We start from the raw sequence: 25,126 nt of genomic DNA on the forward strand, positions 1-25,126 counted from the left end.
GACATCCGCGTGGAACCGATCAGTCTCGATGTACTTCTGGCCAGTGTCGGCAAGGAAGTTGGCGTGTCGCCGTGGCGGGTGGTCACGCAACGCATGATCGACCAGTTCGCCGACGCCACCGACGACCACCAGTTCATCCACTGCGATCCGGAGCGCGCCATGCGCGAGACGCCGTTCGGCGGCACCATCGCGCATGGCTTCCTGTCGCTGTCGCTGTTGTCGGCGATGACCTTCGAGACCATGCCGCCGCTGGAAAACGGCAAGATGGGCGTCAACCACGGGTTCGATTCGCTGCGCTTCCTGGCGCCGGTGAAGACCGGCGCGCGCATCCGCACCCGTTTCGTGCTGGCCGACGTCAAGGTCAGGCCGTCGGGCTGGGTGCAGACCGCGCATGACGTGACGATCGAGATCGAAGGCTCCAAGAAACCGGCGCTGACCGCCCGCTGGCTGACGCTGACCCTGATAGAACGCCAGCCCGAGACGGCATGATCGATCCGAACGTTCTCGACCAGGCAGCACTGGCGCCTTATCTCGAGGCCAACATCCCCGGCTTTACCGGGCTTGCCTCCATCGAAAAATTCAAATCCGGCCAATCGAACCCGACTTACCTTTTGACCGCGCAAAGCGGCCGCTACGTGTTGCGGGCCAAGCCGTCCGGGCAATTGCTGAAATCGGCGCATCAGGTCGACCGCGAATTCACCGTGATGAGCGCGCTGACCGGCACCGCCGTGCCGGTGCCCAGGATGCTGCATCTGTCGGCGGAGGACTCGCCGATCGGCCGGATGTTCTACGTCATGGATTTCCTCGACGGCCGCATCCTCTGGGATCCGGCGCTGCCCGAGGCCCGCGACAACGACCAACGCACCGCCATCTACGATGCGATGAACGCAACGCTTGCGGCGCTGCACGAGGTCGATGTCGGCGCTGCGGGTCTCACCGATTTCGGCCGGCCCGGCAACTATTTCGAGCGCCAGTTGGCGCGCTGGACCAGCCAGTACCGCGCCTCCGAAACCGGTACCATCCCCGATATGGACCGGCTGATTGCCTGGCTGGAGACGCATAGGCCGGCCGATGACGGCCGCGTTTCGCTGGTGCATGGCGACTACCGGCTGGACAATCTGATATTTGCTGCAGACCAGCCGACGGTTCTGGCGGTGCTCGACTGGGAATTGTCGACGCTCGGCCACCCCTTCGCCGACATCGCCTATCAGTGCATGCAATGGCGCCTGCCGCACGCCTCGGGCTTTCGCGGGCTGGGCGGCATCGACCGTCGCGCGTTCGGCCTGCCCTCCGAAGAAGACTATGTTGCCGCCTACTGCCGGCGACGCGGGCTGGACGGCATCGGCAACTGGACCTTCTTCCTGGCCTTCTCCTTCTTCCGTCTCGCGGCGATCTGCCAGGGCGTCTTCAAGCGGGCGCTGGACGGCAACGCCTCCAATCCCGAAAAGGCCAGAACCTATGGCGAGGCGGTAAAACTGCTTTCGCATCTCGCCGCGAAACTGATCGACCAGGAGGCGTGATGGGCCGTTTTGACGGAGCAACGGTGCTGATCACCGGTGCCACCGGCGGGCTTGGTCGGGGTGCGGCGAAAGGCTTTGCCGCTGAAGGCGGGCGGCTGGTGCTGTCGGACATCGACGACGGGGCGCTGGCCGATCTCGCAGCCACGCTGCAGGCCGAAACGGCGATCCTGGCCGGAAACATCGCCAACGAAAAACTTTCCGAGGATCTGGTCAGGCTGGCAGTCGAAAAATTCGGCAGGCTGGATGTCGCCATCAACAATGCCGGCATCGTGCAGAGCTTCGTGCGCTTGCCGCAGGTCCCCTCCGACGAGGCTCGCCGCGTGCTGGAGGTCGATCTGCTCGGCGTCTTCTTTGCCATGAAGCACCAGATCCCGCAGATGGAGCGGCAGTTCAAGGCGACCGGCAAGGGCGGCGCCATCGTCAACATCGCCTCGGCCGCCGGCCTGTCCGGCGCGCCGAAACTCTCGGTCTATGCCGCCGCCAAGCACGGCGTCATCGGCTTGACCCGCTCGGCCGCGCTCGAATACGCCACCAAGGGCCTTCGTATCAACGCCATCTGCCCCGCCCACACGAGGACGGCGATGGTCGACAGCTTCGTGCGCGCCTCCGGCGCGCCGGAAGCAGAGGCGTTGGCCGAGTTGACGCGCGGCGTGCCGATGAAGCGGGTGGCGGAGGTCGAGGAAATCACCACCGCCATCCTGTTTGCCGCCGACCCTGCAAACTCTTTCATGACCGGCCATGCGCTGGCCGTCGACGGCGGCATCGGTGCGATCTGAAGCATGCCGTTTGGGAACCTGTCGCGCCCTTGTCCGTTTTCGTACAGCGTATATAATTTAGCCAGGTACCAACCAACCAAAGGCACGAGATCTTGCCGCCGAGCGTCCAGACACGCCGCGAGAAACAAAGGGCCGAACTGCGCTCCGAACTGGTCGAGGCGGCGCATAAGCTCGTCCAGGAAGAAGGCTATGAAGGGCTGACCATCCGCAAGCTGGCCAAGCGGGTCGGCTACGCGCCGATGTCGGTCTATTCCTATTTCGCCGACAAGCAGGACATCCTGTTCGCCCTGGCCGAGGATGCGTTCGCGACGCTTGCCCGCCGCATAGAGGAGCATTCGTCCGACGATCCGATCGAGGCATTGCAGGCGGTCATGACCGAGTATGCCGCCTTCGGGCTCGGCAATCCCAACGAATACCGCACCGTGTTTATGACCGAAAAGACCAAGCTGCCGGAAGGCAGGAGCTACGAGGACATGGAAGAGAGCAACCCGGCGATGAACGCGCTGATCAGCAGGGTCGAGGCCTGTGTCGCCGCCGGCAAGTTGCAGGGCGACCCGCGCGCCATCGCCACCATGCTGTGGGCGGTCGGCCACGGCACGATCTCGCTGCTGATCACATTCCCGTTCTATCCCTTCGGCGACCCGCAGGCTTTCGTGAAGCGGATGTGCGATTTCACGCTTGCCACGCTGAGCACGCAGAATGTGCCGCCGCTGACTGAGACCCCGGTCAAGTGCTGAGCGACTTCCCTCACAACCTCTGACAACCACGACCACGTCCGGTTGGAGTGCTCGGCTGTGCCAGAACGCCGCGATTTTTGGCGTTCAATAAAAGTTCAATAAAATTCATTCGTACATGTACGTTTCTGACTTGAACGCCGGCATCGCCAGACGTATATGCACGTGGTATCGTACATGTACGGAAAAAATTCAACGGTCGAAAACGGAGACTGACGATGAAAACGACACTCCTTACACTCGCCGCCGTGCTGGCACTTTCGGGCTCGGCCTTCGCCGCCGGCGCCACCCATCCGGTCAAGCAGGCACCTGCTGCGACCTGCGTCGACACCAGGACCCATGTGAAACTCGATTGCGCTCCCACCGGCTCGGTCGAGAAGAAGGGTTCCACGGAAAACACTGCTGACGGCAAGGGCCCACGGCTCGGCATCAGCATCAATCCGTGGATCGTGCCCAGCACATTCTGAGACAAAAACAAAGCTGAGGCCGGCGCAATTCGAAGGCCGGCCTGGCGGGCAGTTTGGATTAAGCGGCGCCGCCTCGGTTGGCGGTACAGGATTGGCCCAGGCGAACGCTGACGCGTAACCCGGCAATGCCGCTGGTGCCGAGCATCAGAAGTCGGCGTGGGCCTGGCCCCATCAGCTCAGGCCCTTGTCACCATCGGCATGCAGGCGCAGCCCTTTCTGGACGATCTTCTCCTTGGCGGCATCCGCCGGCACGTTCGGTGCATTGGTAATGCCGGCCCAGGCCGGCGCCGGGTTGTGCGCCCAGTGCACGGCGTTACGCAGCACCTGTTGCACGCCCTCATTGTGATAGATCGGATAGGTTTCGTGGCCGGGCGAAAAGTAAAAGATCCTGCCGGCGCCGCGCTGGTAGGTCAGTCCGGACCGGAACACCTCGCCGCCCTCGTACCAGGAGACGAACACCGTCTCGAGCGGCTCCGGCACCGCGAACGGCTCGCCATACATTTCCGTCTCGCCGATCTCCAGGCACTCGCCGATGCCCTGCGCGATCGGGTGGCTGCGGTTGATCGCCCAGACGCGCTCGCGCTCGCCTGCCTCGCGCCATTTCAGCGAACAGGGTGTCCCCATCAGCCGCTTGAAAATCTTCGAGTAGTGGCCGGAATGGAGCACGATCAGCCCCAATCCTTCCCAAACCCGCTTCTGCACCCGCTCGACGATCTCGTCCTTGACCTCGCCATGCGACCTGTGGCCCCACCACAGTAGGACATCGGTGCTGGCCAGGCGCTGTTCGCTCAAGCCATGTTCGGGTTCCTGCAGGGTGGCGGTGGTCGCCTCGATACCCTTGTCCTGGTTGAGCGCCGCGGCGATCGTGCCATGCATGCCCAAGGGGTAGAGGTCGCGCACGGCGGCATTGGTCTGCTCATGGACGTTCTCGCCCCAAACGATGGCTTTTGTCGGCATTTTTCTCTCCCAAAGCGCTTTAAATACCATGTCCAATGGGATTGAGAAGGCCCGATCCGGCCTGGTCCGATGGAAACTACCTTGTGCGCTTCTTGCGGCCGGCCACGGTCTTGGCCTTGCCCGGCTTCGCGGGACCGCCGGGGATGGCCGTCCCGGTTATCGACACCGGATCGCTGGCCGGAAAGGTGTCCTCGAGGCCTTCCTCGAGATCCTCTTCAGCGCTCGAGCCTTCGTGCTTCTCATGTTCGAGCGAACGAACGGCAGCGCTCTTCTTGACCGGCGACTTCGGCGCGGAATTCGACGGCATCGGCATTCTCCCTCGGTGTACGGATGCAGAACGAGCGTGACCTGCAAAACGTTCCGAGTTCAGATTGCAGCGTCCCGCGATCCCTCGGACAGGAAAGTAAAGACATAGTCCGAGAAGGAACGCCAGCACTCGACCCTGAAGGCATCGGCGGCCGTGCGCAACAGCACGATCTCGGCCTTGCCCAGGATGGTACGCGAAGCCGCTCCGACCGGGAAGGCATCGAGCGACAGATCCTGCGGGCAGCCAGAATTGATCGCCGCGGCGGCGCCGGCGCCCGTCACGGCGATCGCGATGTTGCGATGCGATATGCCGACGGCCGAATGGAGGGCGGAAACCGCGGCGCAGTCGGCAAGCGGATCGTTGCCGGCCTCGTCGATGACCAGCCATTCGTCAGGCCCAAGCCAAAGAGCGGTGCGGCCGGCCTTCATGGTCGAGGTCTTCGGCTTTTTCGGCAAGGTCACACCAAGCGCCTTGGAAAGGGCGGCAGTTGAAGTCTCCGGCGCGCGCAGCGAGATGCGATCTGCCGGTGGCAGCGCCTCGACCTTGGCGCCGGTCGCGGCGGTGCTGCGTCCAGCCAGCGCCGGACGGCGCTCGATCGAAGGCGATGCAGCCGGAGCTGTCTTCTTTGCGGCGGCCTTAGCCATTGAGGCGCCCTCCCGTCTCATCGAAGAACACCATGCTGGAAACCTCCACTTCGATCACCCCGTTCGGCATCGGCACGTAGAGCGTGTCGCCCATGCGGTCGCGGCCGCCGGCGACCAGCGCAAGGGCAATCGAGCGGCCGCAATTTTCCGACCAGTAGCTCGAGGTGACGTGGCCGATCATCTTCATCGGGATCGCCTGCTTCGGATCCTCGACGATCTGCGCGCCTTCTTCCAGCACCACCTTGGGGTCCTTGGTCTTGAGGCCGACCAGTTGCTTGCGGCCCTTCGCGACCAGATCCGGCCGCGCCATGCCGCGGATGCCGACGAAATCGGCCTTCTTCTTGCCGACTGCCCAGTCGAGCCCGGCATCGTTCGGCGTCACCGTGCCGTCGGTATCCTGGCCGACGATGATGTAGCCCTTTTCGGCGCGCAGCACGTGCATGGCTTCAGTGCCGTAGGCCGCCGCATCATGCTTCTGGCCCTCGGCCCACAGCGCTTCCCAGACGGCCTGGCCGTAGTCGGCCGGCACATTGACCTCGAAGCCACGCTCGCCGGTGAACGACATGCGGAACAGCCGGGTCGGCACACCGCAGATCTTGCCTTCGCGCACCGACATATGCGGCAGCGCCTCGTCAGACATGTCGATGCCTTCGACCAGCGGCGCGATGATGTCGCGCGACTTCGGCCCTTGCACCGCGATGACCGCCCATTGTTCGGTGATCGAGGTCAGCCAGACATTCAGGTGCGGGAACTCGGTCTGGAGATAATCCTCCATGTGGTTCATGACGCGCGGCGCGCCGCCGGTCGTCGTCGTCACATGGAAGCGGTCGGGCGCCAGCCTGCCGACGACGCCGTCATCATAGATGAAACCGTCCTCGCGCAGCATGATGCCATAGCGACAACGGCCGGGCTCCAGCTTCTCCCACGGATTGGTGTAGAGCAGCTCCATGAACTTGGCCGCATCCGGCCCGACCACTTCGATCTTGCCGAGCGTCGAGGCATCGAACAGGCCGGCCGTCTTGCGCACCGCGACGCATTCGCGGTCGACCGCGGCATGCATGTCTTCGCCCGCCTTGGGAAAATACCAGGCGCGCTTCCACTGTCCGACATCCTCGAACACGGCGCCTTGCGCCTCGGCCCACGGATGGATCGCCGTCTTGCGCGTCGGGTCGAACAGCGGACCGCGCGCGTGGCTGACGATCGCCCCGAAGGTCACCGGCGTATAGGGCGCGCGGAACGTGGTCAGGCCGACTTCAGGGATCGGCTTGCCAAGCTCCTCGGCGGCGATCGCCAGGCCGTGCATGTTGGAGGTCTTGCCCTGGTCGGTCGCCATGCCGTTGGTGGTGAAGCGCTTGACGTGCTCGATCGAGCGCATGCCCTCATGCACCGCCTGGCGGATATCCTTGGCGGTGACGTCGTTCTGGAAATCGACGAACGCCTTCACCGTCGTGTCCGGGCCGGCACCGGGGGCAGCCCCCAGCATGCCGCGCGACCAGCTCTCCGAGGCGTCGACCTTCGGCCTGTTGCTCTTGACGGTTTTAGCACCGGTATCTTTCGCTGCCTTCTCGCCGGCCGCATAGGCCTCGTCGATCGTCGCCGACAGCCCGTCGGTGCCGTTGCAGGCGCCGACCGAGACGCAATCCTGCGCATAGGTGCCCGGCACGAAGCGCTTGGTCTCGTCGTTGAAGGCGACCTTGCCGCGCGACTGCGAGAATAGATGTACCGACGGCGTCCAGCCGGCCGACATCAGGATCGCATCGACCGGGATGGTGCGTTCGCCGCCGCCATTCTTCGGCTGCACGGTCATCGACGACACCCGCAATTTGCCGCCGGCGCGGATCACCGCGCGGCCGAAATTGACCTCGATGCCGAGCGCCCTCGCCTCGTCGATCACCGGTCCGGTCGGATGGTCGCGCAGGTCGACGATCGCCGCCACCTGGACGCCGGCCTTCTTCAGGTCTATCGCCGCCGCATAGGCGGAATCGTTGGCGGTGTAGACGCCGACTTGTCTGCCGACCGCGACGCCATAGTGGTTGAGATAGGTGCGCGCCGCACCGGCCAGCATTATGCCCGGCCGGTCATTGTCGGCGAACACCATGTGCCTTTCGATGGCACCGGAGGCCAGCACCACGCGCTTGGCCCTCACCTGCCACAGCCGCTCGCGTGGCAGATCATGGCCGGGGGTCGAGAGATGATCGCTGACGCGCTCGACCAGGCCGACGAAATTCTGCGCGTAGTAGCCGAAGGCCGTCGTGCGCGAGAGCACGCGGACATTGTCCATGCCTTGGAGCTCGGCAATCGCCGCCTGCGCCCAGGCAAAGCCGTCCTGGCCATCGATCCCGGCGCCGGTCTCGAAACGCAGGCTGCCGCCGAACTCGGCCTGCTCGTCGGCCAGGATGACGCGCACCCCGGTCTCGGCCGCGGCAAGTGCTGCCGCGATGCCGGCCGCACCGCCGCCGAGCACCAGCACATCGCAATGCCCATAGCGCGACGAATAATGGTCGGGGTCCGGCTGGTCAGGAGAAACGCCAAGCCCAGCCGCGGCGCGGATCTTGGGCTCGTAGAGGCTCTTCCAGGCCGCTTTCGGCCACATGAAGGTCTTGTAGTAGAAGCCGGCCGAAAACAGCGGCGACGCAATGTCGTTGACCGCGCCGACGTCGAAGGACAACGACGGCCAGCGATTCTGCGACTGTGCTTCAAGCCCGTCATAGAGCTCCTGCACGGTGGCCCGCACGTTCGGCGTCTTGCGCGCCGCGTCGCGCTTGATCTCGACCAGCGCGTTGGGCTCTTCCGCGCCCGCCGACAGGATGCCGCGCGGTCGGTGGTACTTGAACGAGCGGCCGACGAGATGGACGCCATTGGCAAGCAATGCCGAGGCCAGCGTATCGCCCTCGATGCCGGTGTAGGCCTGGCCATCGAAGTTGAACCGCGCGGTCTTCGCCTGTTTCAGGCGGCCGGCACCGGGAATGCGGAACGCGCCGCTCATTTGGCAACCACTTCGTTGGAGATTTTGGGCAGGTTCGACGGTTTTGGCTCGCCGGCCTTGTAGGTCATGATGAACTTGTCGGTGACGGTGTCGCGCACCGCATTGAAGAAGCGGGCGCAGCCATGCATGTGCCGCCAACGCTCATAGATGATGCCCTTGGGATTCGAGCGGATGAAGAAGAACTTCTCGAAATCGTCGTCGCTCTCGCCAGCCATGTTGGCCGAGCGCGCGATATGCGCCTCGCCGGCGTTGCGGAACTCAAGTTCCGGGCGCTCTTCCTCGCAATAGGGGCAGCGGATGAGAAGCATTTGGTTCGTTCCTACAATTCGCCGTTGCCGACGTGAGCGCCGGCGGGTTGGTCGCAAAGCCTCTGGCCCATGGCCGCAAAGGGCGCGACGAGCCGGATGCGCTCCTCCACGCTTGCAGCCGGCCGAAACAGGTCGCGGTACGCCATGTTGCCGATGGTGAGTTGCATCGGATCGGTCGTGACGATGACGCGGCGCGGCTCGAATGTGTCGTCCTCATCCTGGTCGGAAGGCATGTTCTCCAGGAACATGACCACCTTCTGGCCGCCGCTCCACACGCAGGCCAGGATGCCGTCATCGACGGAAAACGGCCATCCGGCCTCGTTCCCGGCGCGGCTGATCGGCTGCGTACGCACTTCGTCCGCCGAGGGAAAATGGAACATGCCTTGTTCCCCCGCCAGCATCAGCGGCATCGCGACAGCCATCTGCGCCATCATCAGTGCGCCACCGCCGCCGCTGCCGCCTCGTCGATGAGGCGGCCAGTGCGGAAGCGTTCGATGGTGAAGGGCGCGTTGATCGGATGCGGATCGTCCCTGGCGATGGTGTGGGCAAAGACATGGCCGGAGCCCGGCGTCGCCTTGAAGCCGCCCGTGCCCCAGCCGCAATTGACATAGAGGCCGGGCACCGGCGTCTTGGCCAGGATCGGCGAGCGGTCGGGCGTGACGTCGACGATGCCGCCCCATGAGCGCAGCATTTTCATGCGCGTGAAGATCGGGAACATCTCGCAGATGGCGTCGAGCGTGTGCTGCAATATGTGCAGGCCGCCGGTCTGCGAATAGGAGACATACTGGTCGGTGCCGGCGCCGATCACCAGTTCGCCCTTGTCAGACTGCGAGATATAGGCATGCACCGTGTTCGACATCACCACGCACGGCACCACCGGCTTGACCGGCTCCGACACCAGCGCCTGCAGCGGATAGCTTTCCAGCGGCATGCGCACGCCGGCCATGTTCATGATGACGGAGGAATGGCCGGCGGCGACGACACCGACCTTCTTGGCGCCGATGAAGCCGCGCGTCGTGTCGACGCCCATGACCGCGCCATTGGCCGCCCGCTTGACGCCGGTGACCTCGCAATTCTGGATGATGTGGACGCCGCGCGCCGAGGCGCCGCGCGCATAGCCCCAGGCCACGGCATCGTGGCGCGCCGTGCCGCCGCGGCGCTGCAGCGCCGCACCGACGACGGGATAGCGCGCATCCTTGGAGGTGTTGAGGGGCGGGCAGAATTCCTTCGCCTGCTCCGGCGTCAGCCATTCATTGTCGATGCCGTTCAGCCGGTTGGCGTGGACATGCCGCTTCAGCACCTGGATGTCGTGCACATTGTGAGCCAGCATCATGACGCCGCGCGCCGAATACATGACGTTGTAGTTGAGTTCCTGGCTCAGCCCGTCCCACAGCTTCAGCGCATGGTCGTAGATGCCGGCGCTCTCGTCATAGAGATAGTTCGAGCGGATGATGGTGGTGTTGCGGCCGGTGTTGCCGCCGCCGAGCCAGCCCTTTTCCAGCACCGCGACATTGGTGATGCCGTGCACCGTGGCGAGGTAATAGGCGGTGGCCAGGCCATGACCGCCGGCGCCGACGATAATGACATCGTATTCCTTCTTCGGCTCAGGCGAGGACCATTGTTCCTCCCAGCCCTTGTGGCCGCGCATGGCCTCGCGGGCGATGGCGAATACCGAATATTTCTTCAACGTTCCAGCCTCGCAAATGGCGGCAGGGCATTCTATCGACCCCGGCGCGCGAGGAGTATCACTAGCGAAACGCAGCTTCCACCCTTGCGCTGTTTGCGACGGCGCTTGCCGTTTTGCGCCGCGCCGAAAATGACGCATGCGATCTGGTGGCCATGGTTGCCATCAGTCACATTGCCGTCGCGACACTCTGGAGGACGATCATGGGCAACGCCTGGTGGAATTTGACGTTGCGCTTCCTGCTGGAGCTTGCCGCCTTGCTTGGCCTTGGCCTGGCGGGGTGGGGTCTCTCCGATGGATTGTGGCGCTGGATCCTGGCCGTGGCCTTGCCGCTCATCGCCGCTGCCTTGTGGGGCACCTTCGCCGTCCTCGACGATCCGAGCCGGTCGGGCCGTGCTCCGGTGCCGGTACCGGGTGCGGTGCGGCTGGCGCTGGAACTGACGATCCTGTTCGGTGGTGCCGCAGGATTCTACGTGGCCGGCTACACGACCGCCGGCATCATCGTCGCCCTGCTCATCGTCATCAGCTACGCATTCTCGCTCGACCGACTCAGCTGGCTGCTGAAGCAATAGGTCGCCCAACCCGCATCCCCTTTCGCGGCTCGCTCCTCCAACGCCCAACGGCAAGATCCAACTGTGCAGGTATCGGGTGTCGCGGGTAGGCGTGGCCTGCGATCAACGGGCCTCGTTGCCGGCACCAGTCGGCCAGACAGGACCGACAGAGGGACGACAGCCATGCTCGCACTCGCCAACAAGATCGCCATCGTCACCGGCGCCAGTTCCGGCATCGGCCGCGCCACCGCAAGACTCTTCGCCGAGGAAGGCGCCAGGGTCATCGTCGCCGCCCGCCGCCGGGCCGAGCTCGATGCTCTGGTGGCCGAGATAGCCGACGCCGACGGCACGGCCGTCGCCCTTGCCGGCGATGTCCGCGACGAAGCCTATGCGAAAGCCCTTGTCGATCTGGCCGTCGAAAAATTCGGCGGCCTCGACATCGCCTTCAACAATGCCGGCGCCGTCGGGCCGATGGGTCCGATTTCGGATCTGTCGCTGGAGGGATGGCGCGAGACGCTTGACACCAACCTAACCAGCGCGTTTCTCGGCGCAAAATATCAGGTGCCGGCGATGATCGAGCGCGGCGGTGGTTCGCTGATCTTCACCTCCACCTTCGTCGGTAACACCGTCGGCATGCCCGGCATGACCAGCTATGCCGCGAGCAAGGCCGGGCTGATCGGGCTGACGCAGGTGCTTGCCGCGGAATATGGCCCGAAAGGCGTGCGGGTCAACGCGCTGCTGCCCGGCGGCACCGACACGCCGGCGGCCACCTTCAAGACCCCCGAATCGCAGGCTTTCGTCGAAAACCTGCATGCCTTGAAACGTGTCGCGACACCGGTAGAGATCGCCCGCTCGGCCCTCTACCTCGCCTCGGACGCTTCGAGCTTCACCACCGGAACGGCATTGCTTGCCGATGGAGGCGTGTCGATCAACCGGACGTGAAGGGCATTCACAGCAAATAGGCATGTTCGTTGCCGCAAGGCAGACCGCCGGTCTTGCTTTTTCGGCACGATTTGGCGATGCCGTTTCTGTCGAAACAGGCCTTTTGCCAATACAGGTCCTGGAACCATGATGCTGATCAGAACCTACGTGGCTGCGAGCGCAATCGAAGGCGTCGGCGTGTTCGCCGCCGAGCCGATCCGGAAAGGCGCCTCGATCTGGCGGCTCGATCCGGATTTCGACCGGTTGATTCCGATGGAAAGATACGAGGCAGCACCCTCGCATCTGAGGGAATTGCTCGACCGCTATGCCTATCCGAGCCCGGATCGTCCTGGTTTCATGGTCTATGAGGTCGACAATGGACGCTTCATGAATCACGCCGAACGGCCGAACACGGATTTTTCGCAGTATGGCGGCGCCATCGCCACCCGCGACATCGCGGCCGGCGAGGAGATCACCTGCGACTATGGCGAGTTCTTCGAGGATTTCGAGCGGCTTCACCTCGCAACGGCGTAGTCGGCTCCCTATCCAGCCGCAAAACGGCTGCGGTTTGGCCGTTGATGTTCATTTCGGCTGTGGACAGCGCGGCCTGATTCTGCTATCAGCCGCCACAATTCGTGGTGTAGATCGCCGCGGAGGCTTGTGGCTATGGCTGCTTGCCTGTTGATAACAAACCCGAAAGACAGGATTGCCCGTGCAGGTACTCGTCCGCGACAATAACGTTGATCAGGCGCTTCGCGCGCTCAAGAAGAAGATGCAGCGCGAAGGCATTTTCCGCGAAATGAAGATGCGCGGCCATTACGAGAAGCCTTCCGAGAAGCGCGCCCGTGAAAAGGCCGAAGCCGTGCGCCGTGCCCGCAAGCTGGCCCGCAAGCGCGCACAGCGCGAAGGCCTGCTGCCGATGACGCCGCGTCCGGTTGCTGCTGGCGCCGCCGGCGGTGCAGGTGGTGCTCCGCGCCCGCCGCGGTTCTAACGCCAATTTTTCGTCCTTTTCGGAGGATACCAGAGGTGGCGCGATGCGGAATCGCCGCCACCTTTTTGTTTAGGGCGACAGGCGTCCACTTGGACGCGCAAAGGACGCTCTAACACTCTACGACAATTTTGACCCGGCCCGGAGGGGGGACCCGGACCCGAGTGACGCGACTGAAGTGAGGACAGGGCAGACATGAACGCAATCGGCGTGGAGCGCAGAACCTCATTGCGCGGCTTTGCCCTGACGGCAGCCCTGCTTTCCGGGCTGGCGCTGGCCGGCTGCCAGACGGCAGGCCCTACAGGCGAATTCAACAACATCGACAAGGCGCAAGGCTCGAGCGAGAACATCTCCTCGCTGTCGGCGGTGATCCAGCGCAATCCCCAGGATCCCGAAGGCTACAATGTGCGCGGCTCCGCTTATGGCCGTGGCGGCCAGTACCAGGCGGCGCTCCAGGATTTCAACACCGCCATCCAGCTCAACCCGAATTTCTTCCAGGCCTATTCGAACCGTGCGCTCATTCAGCGCTTCCTAGGCAATCAGAAGGCCGCGCTCGACGACTACAACCGTTCGATCCAGATCAATGGCAATTATGACGCCGCCTATATCGGCCGCGGCAATCTCTATCGCAAGGCGGGTCGCACCCAGGATGCCTTCAACGACTTCCAGAAGGCAATCCAGCTCGACACCACCGATGCGCGCGCTTACCACAATCGCGGCCTGATCTATCAGAGCCAGGGCCAGCACAAATTCGCCATCGAGGATTTCTCGACCGCCATCTCGCTGGCGCCGGACGCAGCCGAGCCCTACAACGGCCGTGGCCTTTCCTATCTGGCCACCAACGACGAAGACAACGCCTTTGCCGACTTCAACATGGCGATCAAGCTCGATGGCAAGAACGCCGAGGCCTGGGCCAATCAGGCGCTGATCTACGAGCGGCGCGGCGACAAGGTCAAAGCCGGGAAATCCTACCGCGAAGCCGTGCATCTTGATCCGACCTACCAGCCGGCCAAGGATGGCCTCGCCCGCGTCAGCGGTGCGACTTAGCGCCAATCAAAGCTCCCGTTGAGCACCCGAAAGAGCGCGCGGCTTTCGAAAACCTGTCAATCCGGCAACCGCGCATTAACCCCGGCGGCAAGGTGTTGGCGCGTGCCTTGTTCGCGCCAAGTTTTCAGGGGAACGGTCTGGCCACCCAAGCCGTTATTCCCAGCAATTTGCGAAAGGACACACCCATGATCAAGAAACTCGCCTGCGCCGCTGCCCTCGTCACGACGGTGTTCGCCGCCGCCCCTGCCAGCGCCGGCAAGCTGCAGCTCGGAACGCTCGACTGCACTATTGATGGCGGCACCTCTTACATCGTCGCTTCCAACAAGGGCGTGTCCTGTGTCTTCCGCCCCTACCATCACGGACCGTCGGAGATTTACACCGGCGTCATCTCCAAGATCGGCGTTGATGTCGGCCAGACGCATCAGGGCCAGCTCGTCTGGGCCGTGCTGGCGGCAACGCGCGAACGTGATGCTGGCGATCTCGCCGGCAGCTATTATGGTGTCAATGCCGAGGCCAGCGTGGTGACCGGCGGCGGCGCCAACCTGCTGGTCGGTGGCTTCAACAGCGCCTTCATGCTGGAGCCGCTCAGCGTGCAAGCACAGACCGGCGTCAACCTCGCCGTGGCCGTGACCTCGCTCGAGCTGATCCACTCGCTCAAATGATTGCATGGAGCCATGCGCTCCACGACCCCTCAATTTGCGGCGCGGAACCAGATAGGATGGTTCCGCGCCGTTTGATTCTGAGAGCAATAGCCGGAAAAGTGTGAAACGGCTTTCCCAGGAAAAGCGCGTAGCGCTTTCTCCAGAGAATTGCGTCAAGACAAAGAGATAGAGCGGTTCCGAACCGCTGGGGGACCGCATGCCAAAGACAACCATCGCTGCTGCCATATTCGCCACAGCGCTTGCCGGAGCGGCGCATGCACAGGACAAGGGCATCGAACTCGGCGTGCTGGATTGCGCCATCGGCGGCGGCACCGGGTTCATCTTCGGCTCGAGCAAGGATTTGAGCTGCACCTTCAACCCCGCCGACAAGACCTTTGCGCCGGAAGCCTATTTCGGCGCCGTCAACAAATACGGCCTCGACATCGGCACCACGAAGCAGACGGTGATGCAGTGGATCGTGCTGACACCGCTGAAGAACATCTACGCGCCGGGCGCGCTGGCCGGCGACTATATCGGCGCCAGCGCCGAGGTGACCGCCGCAGTCGGCGCCGGTGCCAATCTGCTGGTCGGCGGCTCCTCGCAGGCCTTCACCTTGCAGCCACTCAGCCTGCAGACGCAGACCGGCATCAACCTCGCCATCGGCGTCAGCCAGTTCCAGTTGCGCAGCACCGAGAATTGATCGCTCGGTCGCCTGCCGATAAACCCTCGAAAATATCACTTGAGCTCAACCCCGGTTGAGGTTTTACAAGCCTGCCCCGACTGGAGCGGCGCCCTCGACGCGGCGCGCGCTCCTGCCTGCGCATGGTCCTGCTGGAAACCCAGACTGGCTTCTGGCGCCATGCGTTGGCATCGAGATATGGAAGGCAGGGGTGGACATGACCGGAATCAGCACCAACAGGGTCGACTGGCGCGCTTTGTGGGCAAGCGGCGACCTGGCGCGTTTCTGCTTCATCAGCCTCGGCATCCTGCTGCACGCCACCAACGAGACGATGGTGGCGACGGTGATGCCGGCCATGGTCGGCGAACTGGCCGGCGTCCAGCTCGTTGGCTGGTCTTTGGCCATCTATGAACTCGGCGCCATCGTCGCTGGCGCGGCGGCCGGACGGATGGTGAGCTATGTGGCGCTGCGCACCAACATGGTGGTTGCCGCCCTCCTCTATGGCGCCGGGGCGCTGATCTGCGCCACCTCGCCTTCCATGCAATTGTTCCTTGCCGGCCGCCTGATCGAGGGGCTTGGCGGCGGCGCGTTGGTGTCGCTGGCCTTCGTCTCGGTCGAGCGGCTGTTCTCGCGCGCCATCTGGCCGCAGCTCTTCGGCATCATGTCGGCGATCTGGGGCGTTGCCGCCTTCAGCGGCCCGCTCCTCGGCGCGATCATGACCGAGCTTTTGTCCTGGCGCTGGGCCTTTGGTATCTTCACCTGCGGCGGCACTGCGATGGCGCTGGCGAGCCTGATCGTCCTCAACACGCCCGAGGCCACCAGGCCGCAGGCGACCGCGGGCAAGGCGCCGCCCTTCCCGTTCGCAGCACTTGGCTGCCTTGCCGTCGCCGTGGTGCTAATCGCCTCGGCAGGCGTCGACATCGCCTTGCTGCGCTCGTCGCTGCTGATGGCCCTCGGCCTGGTCGGCCTGATGCTGTTCTTCTATGTCGACGCGCTGAAGCCGCGCTCCCGGCTTTTTCCGGCGCGGCTGTTCTCGTGGCGCACGCCGGTCGGCGCTGGCATGACCATGGTTGCCGCCTTTTCGGTGGCGACCTGTTCCTTCGGCGTCTACGGGCCGCTGATCCTGACAAGCCTGCACAACATTCCGCTGCTCACCACCGGCTACATCATCGCCGCCGAATCGATCGCCTGGTCGATCCTGTCGATCCTCGTGGCCAATGCGCCACCGCACCGCGAGCGGCTGATCATCGTTGGCGGCGCGCTGATGATCGCGGCGGGCATCGCCGGCTTTGCCTATACGATACCGCTGGGCTCCATTCCGCTGATCCTGCTTTGCGCCCTGCTGCAGGGCGGCGGCTTCGGCATCGCCTGGCCGTTCCTGACGCGCGTTATCGTCGCCTCCGCCCCGGAGGACGAGCAGACCATCGCCTCGGCGGCCGTGCCGACCATGCAGCGCATCGGCTATGCCGTGGGAGCAGCACTTGCCGGCATCGTTGCCAATGCCAGTGGCTTTTCAGAAGGACTGAACCATGACGCGGCGGCGAACGTCGCCTCCTGGCTGTTTCTTGCCTTCGTGCCGCTCGGCATAGTCGGCTGCCTCGCCGCCTTGCGGACATCGTCGACGGCGAACCGCCTGCAGGAGGCTGTTGGTTAGGACAATTCCAGGAAAAGTGTGAAACGGTTTTCCCGGGAAAAGCGCGTTGGCGCTTTGCCTTATGGAATTGCGTTAAACAGCGAGATAGAGCGTCACGTCGAATGGCCTCTACTCGACCTCGCGCAGGCGATAGCCGACTCCGGTCTCGGTGGTGATGTAGCGCGGCTGGTCGGGGGTCTTCTCGATCTTCTGCCTGAGCTGCCGGACATAGACCCTGAGATACTGCACGTCAGTCGAATCGCCCCAGACCTGCTTCAAAAGGAAATGATGGGTCAGCACCTTGCCGGCGTGCTGCACCAGGATACGCAGGATATCATATTCCTTCGGCGAGAGCTTAACGTCCTTGCCTTCGACCTTGACGATGCGTTTGACCAGATCGACGGACAGGTCGCCGGTCTGGAACACCGGCTTTTCACCCTGCTGCTGAAACTTGTGGCGCAGTGCCACGCGGATACGCGCAACCAGCTCGTTCATCCCGAACGGCTTGGTGACGTAGTCGTCGGCACCAAGTTCCAGAGCCTGGACGATGCCGGCCTCGTCGGTGCGGCTGGACAGGATGACCACCGGAATGTCGAGGCCGTCGTCGCGCCATTTGCGCAACAGCTCGTGGCCGCCCATGCCGGGCAGGCCGAGATCGAGCAGGACGAGATCCGGCTTCTCCGCATCCATCAGTTCGATCGCTGCCTTGGCGTTCGGCGCCTCGCTGATTGCGTAGCCCTGGCTGCCGAGCCCGACACGAAGCAGCTTGCGGATCGGCGGCTCGTCATCGACAACCAATATCCTGACGTTCGAGTTTGTCATGCCAAGTCACCCACTTCGCTGTCGTCCGTATTGGCGGCATCGAGATCGGGCTGGTTCGCCGGCTTCGGCATCTTGATGGTGAAGACCGCGCCCGAACGGTCGGTTCGGTTTGCCGCCGTGATCGTGCCCCCCATCGCCTCGATGAAGCCGCGGCAGATCGACAGGCCGAGCCCGGTGCCGGCGCGGACCTGGTCGCGCTTGCGCACCCGGTAGAACGTATCGAAAATCCGTTCCAGGTCGCCGGGAGGAATGCCCGGCCCTTCATCCATGATCTGCAGGATGACGGAACCATTGTCGGACCAGCCCTGTATCCGGATCGTCGAGCCGGGCGGCGCGTATTTCGCCGCATTGTCGAGGAGATTGAACAGCGCCTGCTCGAACAGCACGGGGTCGACTTTCAACATCGGCAAATCGCTGGGGATGTCGATCTCGGTCTTGTGCTCAGAGATGATTTTCCTGGCCCTCTGCAGGGCGGAACCGACGATGTCGCCGACATAGTGGAAGGCGTAGTTCGGCTCCATCGCACCGGACTCGATCTTGGTCATGTCGAGCAGATTGGCGATAAAGCGGTTCAACCGCTCGGATTCGTCGAGCACGGTCGTCAGCAGCTCCGACCGGTCCTGTTCGGGAAGTGCCGGTGCGAATTCCCTCAGCGTGCCGGCCGCGCCCATGATGGCGGCGAGCGGCGTCTTCAAATCATGCGAGATGGAAGTGAGCAGCGCCGAGCGCAGCCTGTCCGCCTCGGCCGCGAGCTTGGCGCGGTCGACGTCGGCGACGAGTTGGATGCGCTCGATGGCGACCGCCGCCTGGTCGGCCAGCGCATCGAGCAGGCGCTGTTGCTCGGGCGTCAGCAACGGGCCCTGCTTGTCGTTGTCGAGGCCGATGACGCCGATTGCCGTGCGCCCAGTGCGCAAGGGAAGATAGAGGCGCTTGGCGCCCGGAAGCGTATCGGCGCCGCGTCCCGCGGCACGGTTGTGTTCCCAGGCCCAGCGGGCGGCTGCGATGTCGGCCTCGGCCAGCGTGTCATCGGGCGGATAGCCGGCTTTGACGGTGATCGTTCCGTCTTCCGGCAAAAGCAGCACCACCCGCAGCTTCAGCATCGAGGCGATCTGGAAGGCGGTGGCCCAGAGAACGTCGTCGAGCGTGCCGGCACCGGCGAGCTTCTTTGAAAAGAGGTAGATGTCCTCGGTGGCCCGCGCCCGCGAGCGGGCGGCGATCGCCTGGCGCTGCACGCGCACCGTCAGATTGCTGGCAATGACGGCGACAACCAGGAACACGCCGAGCGCAACAATGCTCTCCGGATCCCGGATCGTCAGCGTGTAGCGCGGCTCCAGGAAAAAATAATTGAACGCAAGCGCGCTGGCGAGACAGGCATACAGAGCCGGCCACAGTCCGCCGGTCACCGCCGATGCCAGCACCCCAACGAGAAAGATGATGGCGAGATTGCGAACGTCGAGAAACTGGTCGAGAAGGACGGCGAACGCGAGCGAGCCGGCGACATAGGCCGTGGCCTTGAGATAGGGCCATATCTGGAACTGCCACTGCTCGTCCGCCGCCCTGACGTTCCTAGACGTCGCCTCGGTGCTGCGTTCGTTTCCCGAAATGACATGGACGCTGATGTCACCGGCATTGCGGATGAGATCGTAGGTGAGCGAGCCTTCGATCAATTCGCGCCAGCGCGACCGGGTCGGCCTGCCGACCACGATATGGGTGAAATTGTTCGCCGTCGCATAACGCACGATGTCCTGCGCCAAATTCTGACCCGGAATGGTCGTCACCTCGGCACCAAGCTGTTGGGCGAGGCGCAGGTTCGTGGCGAGCCGGTCCTTATCCTCCTCGGGCATGCTGGCCGAGCGAGGGCTGTCAACATGCAGCGCCGTCCACGGCGCGCGGAGCCGGTCGGCCAGCCTGCGTGCATAGCGGACGCGTGCCGATCCTCCCTGGCGCGCGTCGAGACAGACGAGGACCCTTTCGCCGGCTGCCCACGGTCCGGGAATGGCGTGCGCCTGCATATGGATCAGCAGCTGGTCGTCGACGCGCTGGGCGGTGCGGCGTAGCGCCAGTTCCCTTAGCGCTGTCAGATTGCCGGGCGAGAAATAACTCTCGATGGCGCGCTGGGCAGTGTTGGGGAAATAGACCTTGCCTTCCTCAAGCCGCTTGATCAGGTCGTCGGGGGTGAGATCGATGATCTCGACATCATCGGCCTGGTCGATGATGGAATCGGGCACCGTCTCGCGGACCCTGACCTTGGTGATCTGGGCGACGACGTCGTTCAGACTTTCGACGTGCTGGATGTTGAGCGTCGTGTAGACGTCGATGCCTCGCGTCAGGATTTCCTGGACGTCGAGGTAGCGCTTGGGGTGGCGGCTGCCAGGCGCGTTGGTGTGGGCGAGTTCGTCGACGAGAACCAGCGCCGGACGCCGGGCGAGGATGGCGTCGATATCCATCTCGTCGAGGATGCGCCCCTTGTAGTCCACCTTGCGGCGGGGAATGACCTCATAGCCCTCGACCAGGGCCAGTGTTTCCTTGCGGCCATGCGTCTCGACGACGCCGATTACCACGTCGACGCCGTCGGCCAGCCTGGCGCGGCCCGACATCAGCATCTCGTAGGTCTTGCCGACGCCGGGTGCTGCACCAAGGAATATTCTCAGGCGGCCGCGTTCCTCCCGCTCGGCACGATCAAGCAGCGCGTCGGGAGAAGGTCTGGTTTCGTTGCGGCTGTCGTCCGGCATCAGCATCGATCATGGATGGCACCGGGGGTACTGTCGATCCCCGGCACCCACCATTCACTATTTCGCGGCGTCCAGCGCAAGGTTGAGACCGAGCACGTTGACCACCGGTTCTCCCATGAAGCCGAGTTCCCTGCCCTCGACCTGGCTGTCGACAAGCGCCTTGACCTTGGCTTCATCGACGCCCCTGGCCTTGGCCACCCGGGCGACCTGGAAGTAGGCAGCTTCCGGGCTGATATGCGGATCGAGGCCGCTGCCAGACGTCGTCACCAGATCCATCGGCACGGGCTGATTCGGATTCTCCGCTTTAAGCTTTTCCGCGTCGCCCTTGATGCGGTCGATCAGCTTGGGGTTGGTCGGGCCGAGGTTGCTGCCGCTGGAGGCGGCGGCGTTGTAGCCGTCGCCGGCTGCCGAGGGCCGGCCATGGAAGTACTTGTCGCTGGCAAAGGCCTGGCCGATCAGTTCGGAGCCGACAACCTTGCCGTCCCTTTCGATCAGGCTGCCATTGGCCTGGCGCGGGAACAGAGCCTGGGCGAGGCCGGTCATGCCGATCGGATAGATCAGGCCGGTCAGCACCGTAAAGAAGACGATCATGATGATCGCGGGTCTTATCTGGGTGAGCATGGACGTATTCCTCAGAGCAATTCCAGGAAAAGTGTGACACGGTTTTCCGTCTGGAATTGCGTTAAAACAAAGAGTTAAGCGAGGCCGAGGCCGGTGACGATCATGTCGATCGCCTTGATGCCGACGAAGGGGACGATGATGCCGCCGAGACCGTAGACGAGCAGGTTGCGGCTGAGCAGCGCGCCGGCGCCGATGGCACGATATTTGACGCCTTTCAGCGACAGCGGGATCAGCGCGATGATGATCAGCGCGTTGAAGATGATGGCCGACAGGATAGCGCTTTGCGGCGTCGCCAGATGCATGACGTTGAGCGCCTGCAGCGGGCCGGTCGTCTGTCCCGGCGCAACGTAGAAGGCTGCGAACATCGCCGGAATGATGGCGAAATACTTGGCGACGTCGTTGGCGATCGAGAAGGTCGTCAGCGAGCCGCGCGTCATCAGCAGCGCCTTGCCGATCTCGACGATCTCGATCAGCTTGGTCGGATCGCTGTCGAGGTCGACCATGTTGCCGGCCTCGCGCGCGGCGACCGTGCCGGTGTTCATGGCGACGCCCACATCGGCCTGGGCAAGGGCCGGCGCGTCGTTGGTGCCGTCGCCGCACATGGCGACAAGCTTGCCCTTGGCCTGCTCGTCGCGGATCAGCTTCAGCTTGTCCTCGGGCGTCGCCTGGGCGAGGAAGTCGTCGACGCCGGCTTCCGCGGCGATGGCCGCCGCCGTCATCGGGTTGTCGCCGGTGATCATCACCGTGCGGATGCCCATCTTGCGCAGTTCGGCGAAGCGCTCCCGGATGCCGCCCTTGACGATATCCTTGAGATGGACGACGCCCAGCAGGCGCCCGTCACGCTCGACCGCCAGCGGCGTGCCGCCCGACTTGGCGATCTCGTCCGCGATCGCCTGGAGGTCCCTGACTGTATCGCTGCCGGGCCGTGTGGCGTGGGCTGCGACCGTCGACTGGCTGACATGGGCGAGCACGGAATCGACCGCGCCCTTGCGCACCGAGGAGCCGTCGATATCGACGCCGCTCATCCGGGTCTGCGCGGTGAAGGGCACGAAGGTGGCGTGCAGCGTTGCCATGTCGCGGGCGCGGATGGCGTATTTCTCCTTGGCCAGCACGACGATTGAGCGGCCTTCCGGCGTTTCGTCGGCAAGCGACGCGAGCTGGGCGGCGTCGGCCAGTTCCTGCTCGGTGACGCCCTTGACCGGGCGAAACTCGGTCGCCTGGCGGTTGCCCAGCGTGATGGTGCCGGTCTTGTCGAGCAGAAGCGTGTCGACATCGCCCGCCGCCTCGACGGCGCGGCCGGACATCGCCAGCACGTTGAAACGCACCAGGCGGTCCATGCCGGCGATGCCGATGGCCGACAGCAGTGCGCCGATCGTCGTCGGGATCAGGGTCACGAACAGCGCGACTAGAACGGTCACCGAGATGTAGCCCCCGGAATAGGAGGCAAAACTCGGGATCGTCGCCGTCGCCAGCACGAAGATCAGCGTCATGCCGACGAGCAGGATGTTGAGCGCGATCTCGTTCGGCGTCTTCTGGCGCTCCGCGCCTTCGACCAGCGAGATCATGCGGTCGAGGAAGGTATGGCCCGATGCCGCGGTGATGCGCACGCGGATCCAGTCGGACAGCACCTGTGTGCCGCCGGTGACCGCCGAACGGTCGCCGCCGGATTCGCGGATGACTGGCGCGGATTCGCCTGTTATCGCCGCTTCGTTGACGGAAGCGACGCCTTCGATCACTTCGCCGTCCGACGGGATGATGTCACCGGCCTCGACCAGCACCGCATCGCCGACCTTGAGGCTGGTGCCGGGCACGAGTTTGTATTTCGTGCGGTCTTCGCCGGTCAAAAGCTTGGCCTGGGTTTCGGTGCGCGCCTTGCGCAGCGAATCCGCCTGGGCCTTGCCGCGGCCTTCGGCGACCGCTTCGGCGAAATTGGCGAACAGCACGGTGAACCACAGCCAGATGATGATCTGCAGCGTGAAGGCGAGATTGCCGCCGCCGGTGACCAGATCCTTGACGAACAGCACCGTGGTGAGCGCCGAGACGACGGCGACGACGAACATCACCGGGTTCCTGGCCAGCGTACGCGGGTCAAGCTTGCGGAAGGCACCGCCGATGGCGGGCAAGAGGATGCGGGCATCCATGATGCTCGCTGATTTTGAGTGGCTCATTTTGAAGCTCCGGCTTCGGTGTTGTTGGATGGCACCGGATGTTCGGATGCCGAAAAGAAGTGAGGCGGCCCGTAGGCCAGCAACCAGAGGACGAGCATGACTGCCGCAAGACCGAGAAACGTCGACATGGTCGGGAAAGGAGGAGGCCTCTCCTCCTTGCCGTGATCGCCACTGTGGCTGACCTTGCGACGCATGTTGCTCAACCAGGACATGACGGTTTCAGAATGTCTGCCCGTGGATCATCGCCAGGTGCTCGATGATCGGCCCGACGGCGAGCGCCGGGAAAAAGGTGAGACCACCAACGATGAGGATGACGCCGACCAGCAGCCCGACGAACAGCGGGCCATCGGTCGGGAAGGTGCCTGCGGAGGCCGGGACCGTCTTCTTCGCCACCAGTGAGCCGGCAATGGCCAGCGCCGGGACGATCACCAGGAAGCGGCCCATCAACATGCCGATGCCGATCGTGATGTTGTACCAGGGTGTGTTGCCGCTGAGGCCGCCAAAGGCCGAACCGTTGTTCGCCGCAGCGGAGGTATAGGCATAGAGAACCTCCGAGAAACCATGCGGACCGGCATTGCCCATCGACGCCACGCCGGTCGGCAGAACCACGGCAATGGCCGTGAAGACCAGCATCGCCAGCGGCAGGCACAGGATGGCCAGCATCGCCATCTTGACCTCCTTGGCCTCGATCTTCTTGCCGAGATATTCGGGCGTGCGGCCGACCATCAGGCCGGCGACGAAGACGGCGACGACGATGTACATCAGGATGCCGTAGAGGCCGGCGCCAACACCGCCGACGATGACCTCGCCAAGCTGCATGTTGATGATCGGGATCATGCCCCCGAGCGCGGTGAAGGAACCGTGCATGGCATTGACGGCGCCGCAGGAGGCGGCAGTTGTGATGACGGCGAACAAGGCCGACAAGGCAATGCCGAAGCGCGTCTCCTTGCCTTCCATGTTGCCGCCGTCGATGCCCAGCGCATGCACCAGCGGATTGCCGGCGGCTTCCGCCCAGTAGCAGACGATGACGCCGGCGATGAACATGACGCCCATGGCCGCCAGGATCGCCCAGCCCTGGCGCTGGTTGCCGATCATGCGGCCGAAGACGTTGGTCAAGGCAGCACCAATGGCGAAGATCGACAGCATCTGGATCAGGTTGGAGATAGCGTCGGGGTTCTCAAAGGGATGCGCGGCATTGGCGTTGAAGAAGCCGCCGCCATTGGTGCCGAGCATCTTGATGGCCACCTGCGAAGCGACCGGGCCGACGGCAATGGTCTGCTGCGCGCCTTCGAGCGTCGTGGCATTGACATAGGCGCCAAGCGTCTGCGGCATGCCGAGCCAGACATAAACCAGCGTCAGCACGATACAGAGCGGCAACAGCAGATAGAGCGTCGAGCGGGTCATATCGACCCAGAAATTGCCGATCGACTTGCCGGATGCCCGGGCAAAGCCGCGGATCAGCGCAATGGCTATGGCGATGCCGGTGGCCGCCGAAACGAAGTTCTGTACCGTCAGCCCGGCCATCTGCACGAGATAGGACATCGTGCTCTCGCCGCCGTAGTTCTGCCAGTTGGTGTTGCTCATGAAGCTGGCGGCGGTGTTGAAGGCGAGGCCTGGTTCAACCGCGGTCATGCCGGCCGGATTGTAGGGCAGGCTGCCTTGCAGGCGCTGCAGGACATAAAGCACCAGGAACCCGGCAAGATTGAAGAGCAGCAGCGCCACCGCATAGGTGGTCCAGTGCTGTTCCTCGCGCTCGCTGGTTCCGCAAATGCGGTAAAGCCCGCGCTCGAGCGGGCCGAAGACTGGCGAAAGCAGCGTGCGGTCGCCATTGAAGACGCGGTGCATGTAGCCGCCAAGCGGCTTCACCAGCAAAATGATGATCCCGCAATAGACCAGGATCTGTATCCAACCGTTCAGTGTCATGGCTGTGGCTTTCCGTG

Annotated in this window: 26 protein-coding genes; 13 read left to right on the forward strand and 13 right to left on the reverse strand. The window is 63.9% G+C overall.

Annotated elements, in window-relative coordinates; genetic code table 11:
• The first annotated feature begins 3 nt into the window (after nucleotides 1-3).
• The 5 genes from HNQ71_RS28635 to HNQ71_RS28655 all read left to right on the forward strand — a co-directional run bounded on the left by HNQ71_RS28635 (nucleotide 4) and on the right by HNQ71_RS28655 (nucleotide 3,497).
• Nucleotides 4-489 carry a MaoC family dehydratase gene (locus tag HNQ71_RS28635; protein WP_378922604.1) on the forward strand — a complete coding sequence of 162 codons (486 nt, stop codon included), beginning with the start codon at nucleotides 4-6 and terminating at the stop codon, nucleotides 487-489.
• Nucleotides 486-1,520, forward strand: a complete 1,035-nt coding sequence (locus tag HNQ71_RS28640) for a phosphotransferase family protein (protein ID WP_184876753.1) — start codon at nucleotides 486-488, stop codon at nucleotides 1,518-1,520. Before HNQ71_RS28635 ends, HNQ71_RS28640 begins: the two co-directional genes overlap by 4 nt.
• Nucleotides 1,520-2,296, forward strand: a complete 777-nt coding sequence (locus HNQ71_RS28645; protein ID WP_184876755.1) for an SDR family NAD(P)-dependent oxidoreductase — start codon at nucleotides 1,520-1,522, stop codon at nucleotides 2,294-2,296. Before HNQ71_RS28640 ends, HNQ71_RS28645 begins: the two co-directional genes overlap by 1 nt.
• Nucleotides 2,297-2,388: 92 nt before the next feature.
• Nucleotides 2,389-3,033, forward strand: coding sequence for a TetR/AcrR family transcriptional regulator (locus tag HNQ71_RS28650; protein ID WP_184876757.1), 645 nt, complete (start codon nucleotides 2,389-2,391; stop codon nucleotides 3,031-3,033).
• Between the two features lie 215 nt (nucleotides 3,034-3,248).
• Entirely contained in the window at nucleotides 3,249-3,497 is a 249-nt protein-coding gene (locus tag HNQ71_RS28655; RefSeq protein WP_184876759.1) for a DUF680 domain-containing protein, read from the forward strand.
• Nucleotides 3,498-3,668: 171 nt separating this feature from the next.
• Here the strand turns inward: HNQ71_RS28655 and HNQ71_RS28660 are convergent, their stop codons facing one another.
• The 7 genes from HNQ71_RS28660 to HNQ71_RS28690 all read right to left on the reverse strand — a co-directional run bounded on the left by HNQ71_RS28660 (nucleotide 3,669) and on the right by HNQ71_RS28690 (nucleotide 10,386).
• Nucleotides 3,669-4,454, reverse strand: coding sequence for a ThuA domain-containing protein (locus tag HNQ71_RS28660; protein WP_184876761.1), 786 nt, complete (start codon nucleotides 4,452-4,454; stop codon nucleotides 3,669-3,671).
• 76 nt (nucleotides 4,455-4,530) lie between these two features.
• Nucleotides 4,531-4,761, reverse strand: coding sequence for a hypothetical protein (locus HNQ71_RS28665; RefSeq protein WP_184876763.1), 231 nt, complete (start codon nucleotides 4,759-4,761; stop codon nucleotides 4,531-4,533).
• A gap of 59 nt (nucleotides 4,762-4,820) precedes the next feature.
• The gene (locus tag HNQ71_RS28670; protein WP_184876765.1) at nucleotides 4,821-5,405 is read right to left on the reverse strand and encodes a sarcosine oxidase subunit gamma; all 585 of its coding nucleotides are present in this window, start codon (nucleotides 5,403-5,405) and stop codon (nucleotides 4,821-4,823) included.
• Nucleotides 5,398-8,391 carry a sarcosine oxidase subunit alpha gene (locus HNQ71_RS28675; protein ID WP_184876767.1) on the reverse strand — a complete coding sequence of 998 codons (2,994 nt, stop codon included), beginning with the start codon at nucleotides 8,389-8,391 and terminating at the stop codon, nucleotides 5,398-5,400. The genes HNQ71_RS28670 and HNQ71_RS28675 overlap by 8 nt, the downstream gene beginning before the upstream one ends.
• A complete protein-coding gene (locus HNQ71_RS28680; protein WP_184876769.1) occupies nucleotides 8,388-8,699 on the reverse strand; it encodes a sarcosine oxidase subunit delta in 312 nt (103 codons plus the stop codon). Before HNQ71_RS28680 ends, HNQ71_RS28675 begins: the two co-directional genes overlap by 4 nt.
• 11 nt (nucleotides 8,700-8,710) lie before the next feature.
• Nucleotides 8,711-9,133, reverse strand: coding sequence for a hypothetical protein (locus HNQ71_RS28685; RefSeq protein ID WP_184876771.1), 423 nt, complete (start codon nucleotides 9,131-9,133; stop codon nucleotides 8,711-8,713).
• Nucleotides 9,133-10,386, reverse strand: a complete 1,254-nt coding sequence (locus tag HNQ71_RS28690; RefSeq protein WP_184876774.1) for a sarcosine oxidase subunit beta — start codon at nucleotides 10,384-10,386, stop codon at nucleotides 9,133-9,135. The genes HNQ71_RS28685 and HNQ71_RS28690 overlap by 1 nt, the downstream gene beginning before the upstream one ends.
• Before the next feature lie 152 nt (nucleotides 10,387-10,538).
• On the opposite strand from HNQ71_RS28690, the gene HNQ71_RS28695 reads away from it, so the two are divergent.
• The 8 genes from HNQ71_RS28695 (at nucleotide 10,539) to HNQ71_RS28730 (ending at nucleotide 16,864) form a co-directional block, all read left to right on the forward strand.
• Nucleotides 10,539-10,955 (forward strand): YrdB family protein, encoded by a 417-nt coding sequence (locus tag HNQ71_RS28695; protein WP_246462186.1) that lies wholly within the window; start codon nucleotides 10,539-10,541, stop codon nucleotides 10,953-10,955.
• Between the two features lie 162 nt (nucleotides 10,956-11,117).
• Complete coding sequence (locus tag HNQ71_RS28700; protein WP_184876778.1) at nucleotides 11,118-11,876, forward strand: SDR family oxidoreductase; 759 nt, start codon at nucleotides 11,118-11,120, stop codon at nucleotides 11,874-11,876.
• A 126-nt stretch (nucleotides 11,877-12,002) separates the two neighbouring features.
• Nucleotides 12,003-12,389, forward strand: coding sequence for an SET domain-containing protein (locus HNQ71_RS28705; protein ID WP_184876786.1), 387 nt, complete (start codon nucleotides 12,003-12,005; stop codon nucleotides 12,387-12,389).
• A 178-nt stretch (nucleotides 12,390-12,567) separates the two neighbouring features.
• Nucleotides 12,568-12,846, forward strand: coding sequence for a 30S ribosomal protein S21 (gene rpsU, locus HNQ71_RS28710; protein WP_023810129.1), 279 nt, complete (start codon nucleotides 12,568-12,570; stop codon nucleotides 12,844-12,846).
• Nucleotides 12,847-13,038: 192 nt separating this feature from the next.
• Complete coding sequence (locus HNQ71_RS28715; RefSeq protein WP_184876788.1) at nucleotides 13,039-13,890, forward strand: tetratricopeptide repeat protein; 852 nt, start codon at nucleotides 13,039-13,041, stop codon at nucleotides 13,888-13,890.
• 185 nt (nucleotides 13,891-14,075) lie between these two features.
• A complete protein-coding gene (locus HNQ71_RS28720) occupies nucleotides 14,076-14,552 on the forward strand; it encodes a DUF992 domain-containing protein (protein WP_184876790.1) in 477 nt (158 codons plus the stop codon).
• A 196-nt stretch (nucleotides 14,553-14,748) separates the two neighbouring features.
• Nucleotides 14,749-15,231: a DUF992 domain-containing protein gene (locus HNQ71_RS28725; protein ID WP_184876792.1), complete on the forward strand. Its 483-nt coding sequence runs from the start codon at nucleotides 14,749-14,751 to the stop codon at nucleotides 15,229-15,231.
• Between the two features lie 196 nt (nucleotides 15,232-15,427).
• Nucleotides 15,428-16,864 (forward strand): MFS transporter, encoded by a 1,437-nt coding sequence (locus HNQ71_RS28730; protein WP_184876794.1) that lies wholly within the window; start codon nucleotides 15,428-15,430, stop codon nucleotides 16,862-16,864.
• 108 nt (nucleotides 16,865-16,972) lie between these two features.
• On the opposite strand, the gene HNQ71_RS28735 is transcribed toward HNQ71_RS28730, so the two are convergent.
• The 6 genes from HNQ71_RS28735 to kdpA all read right to left on the reverse strand — a co-directional run bounded on the left by HNQ71_RS28735 (nucleotide 16,973) and on the right by kdpA (nucleotide 25,109).
• On the reverse strand, nucleotides 16,973-17,665 hold the full coding sequence (locus tag HNQ71_RS28735) for a response regulator transcription factor (protein WP_184876796.1): 693 nt from the start codon (nucleotides 17,663-17,665) through the stop codon (nucleotides 16,973-16,975).
• The gene (locus tag HNQ71_RS28740; protein ID WP_184876798.1) at nucleotides 17,662-20,397 is read right to left on the reverse strand and encodes a sensor histidine kinase; all 2,736 of its coding nucleotides are present in this window, start codon (nucleotides 20,395-20,397) and stop codon (nucleotides 17,662-17,664) included. The genes HNQ71_RS28735 and HNQ71_RS28740 overlap by 4 nt, the downstream gene beginning before the upstream one ends.
• Before the next feature lie 57 nt (nucleotides 20,398-20,454).
• Nucleotides 20,455-21,018 (reverse strand): potassium-transporting ATPase subunit KdpC, encoded by a 564-nt coding sequence (kdpC, locus tag HNQ71_RS28745; RefSeq protein WP_184876800.1) that lies wholly within the window; start codon nucleotides 21,016-21,018, stop codon nucleotides 20,455-20,457.
• Nucleotides 21,019-21,092: 74 nt separating this feature from the next.
• Entirely contained in the window at nucleotides 21,093-23,186 is a 2,094-nt protein-coding gene (gene kdpB, locus HNQ71_RS28750) for a potassium-transporting ATPase subunit KdpB (RefSeq protein ID WP_184876802.1), read from the reverse strand.
• On the reverse strand, nucleotides 23,183-23,398 hold the full coding sequence (locus HNQ71_RS28755) for a hypothetical protein (RefSeq protein ID WP_184876805.1): 216 nt from the start codon (nucleotides 23,396-23,398) through the stop codon (nucleotides 23,183-23,185). The genes kdpB and HNQ71_RS28755 overlap by 4 nt, the downstream gene beginning before the upstream one ends.
• 7 nt (nucleotides 23,399-23,405) lie before the next feature.
• The gene (kdpA, locus tag HNQ71_RS28760) at nucleotides 23,406-25,109 is read right to left on the reverse strand and encodes a potassium-transporting ATPase subunit KdpA (protein ID WP_184876807.1); all 1,704 of its coding nucleotides are present in this window, start codon (nucleotides 25,107-25,109) and stop codon (nucleotides 23,406-23,408) included.
• Nucleotides 25,110-25,126 lie beyond the last annotated feature (17 nt).

The sequence above is a fragment of the Mesorhizobium sangaii genome, from assembly GCF_014207355.1.
In the GTDB taxonomy this organism is placed as follows: Bacteria; Pseudomonadota; Alphaproteobacteria; order Rhizobiales; family Rhizobiaceae; genus Mesorhizobium; species Mesorhizobium sangaii.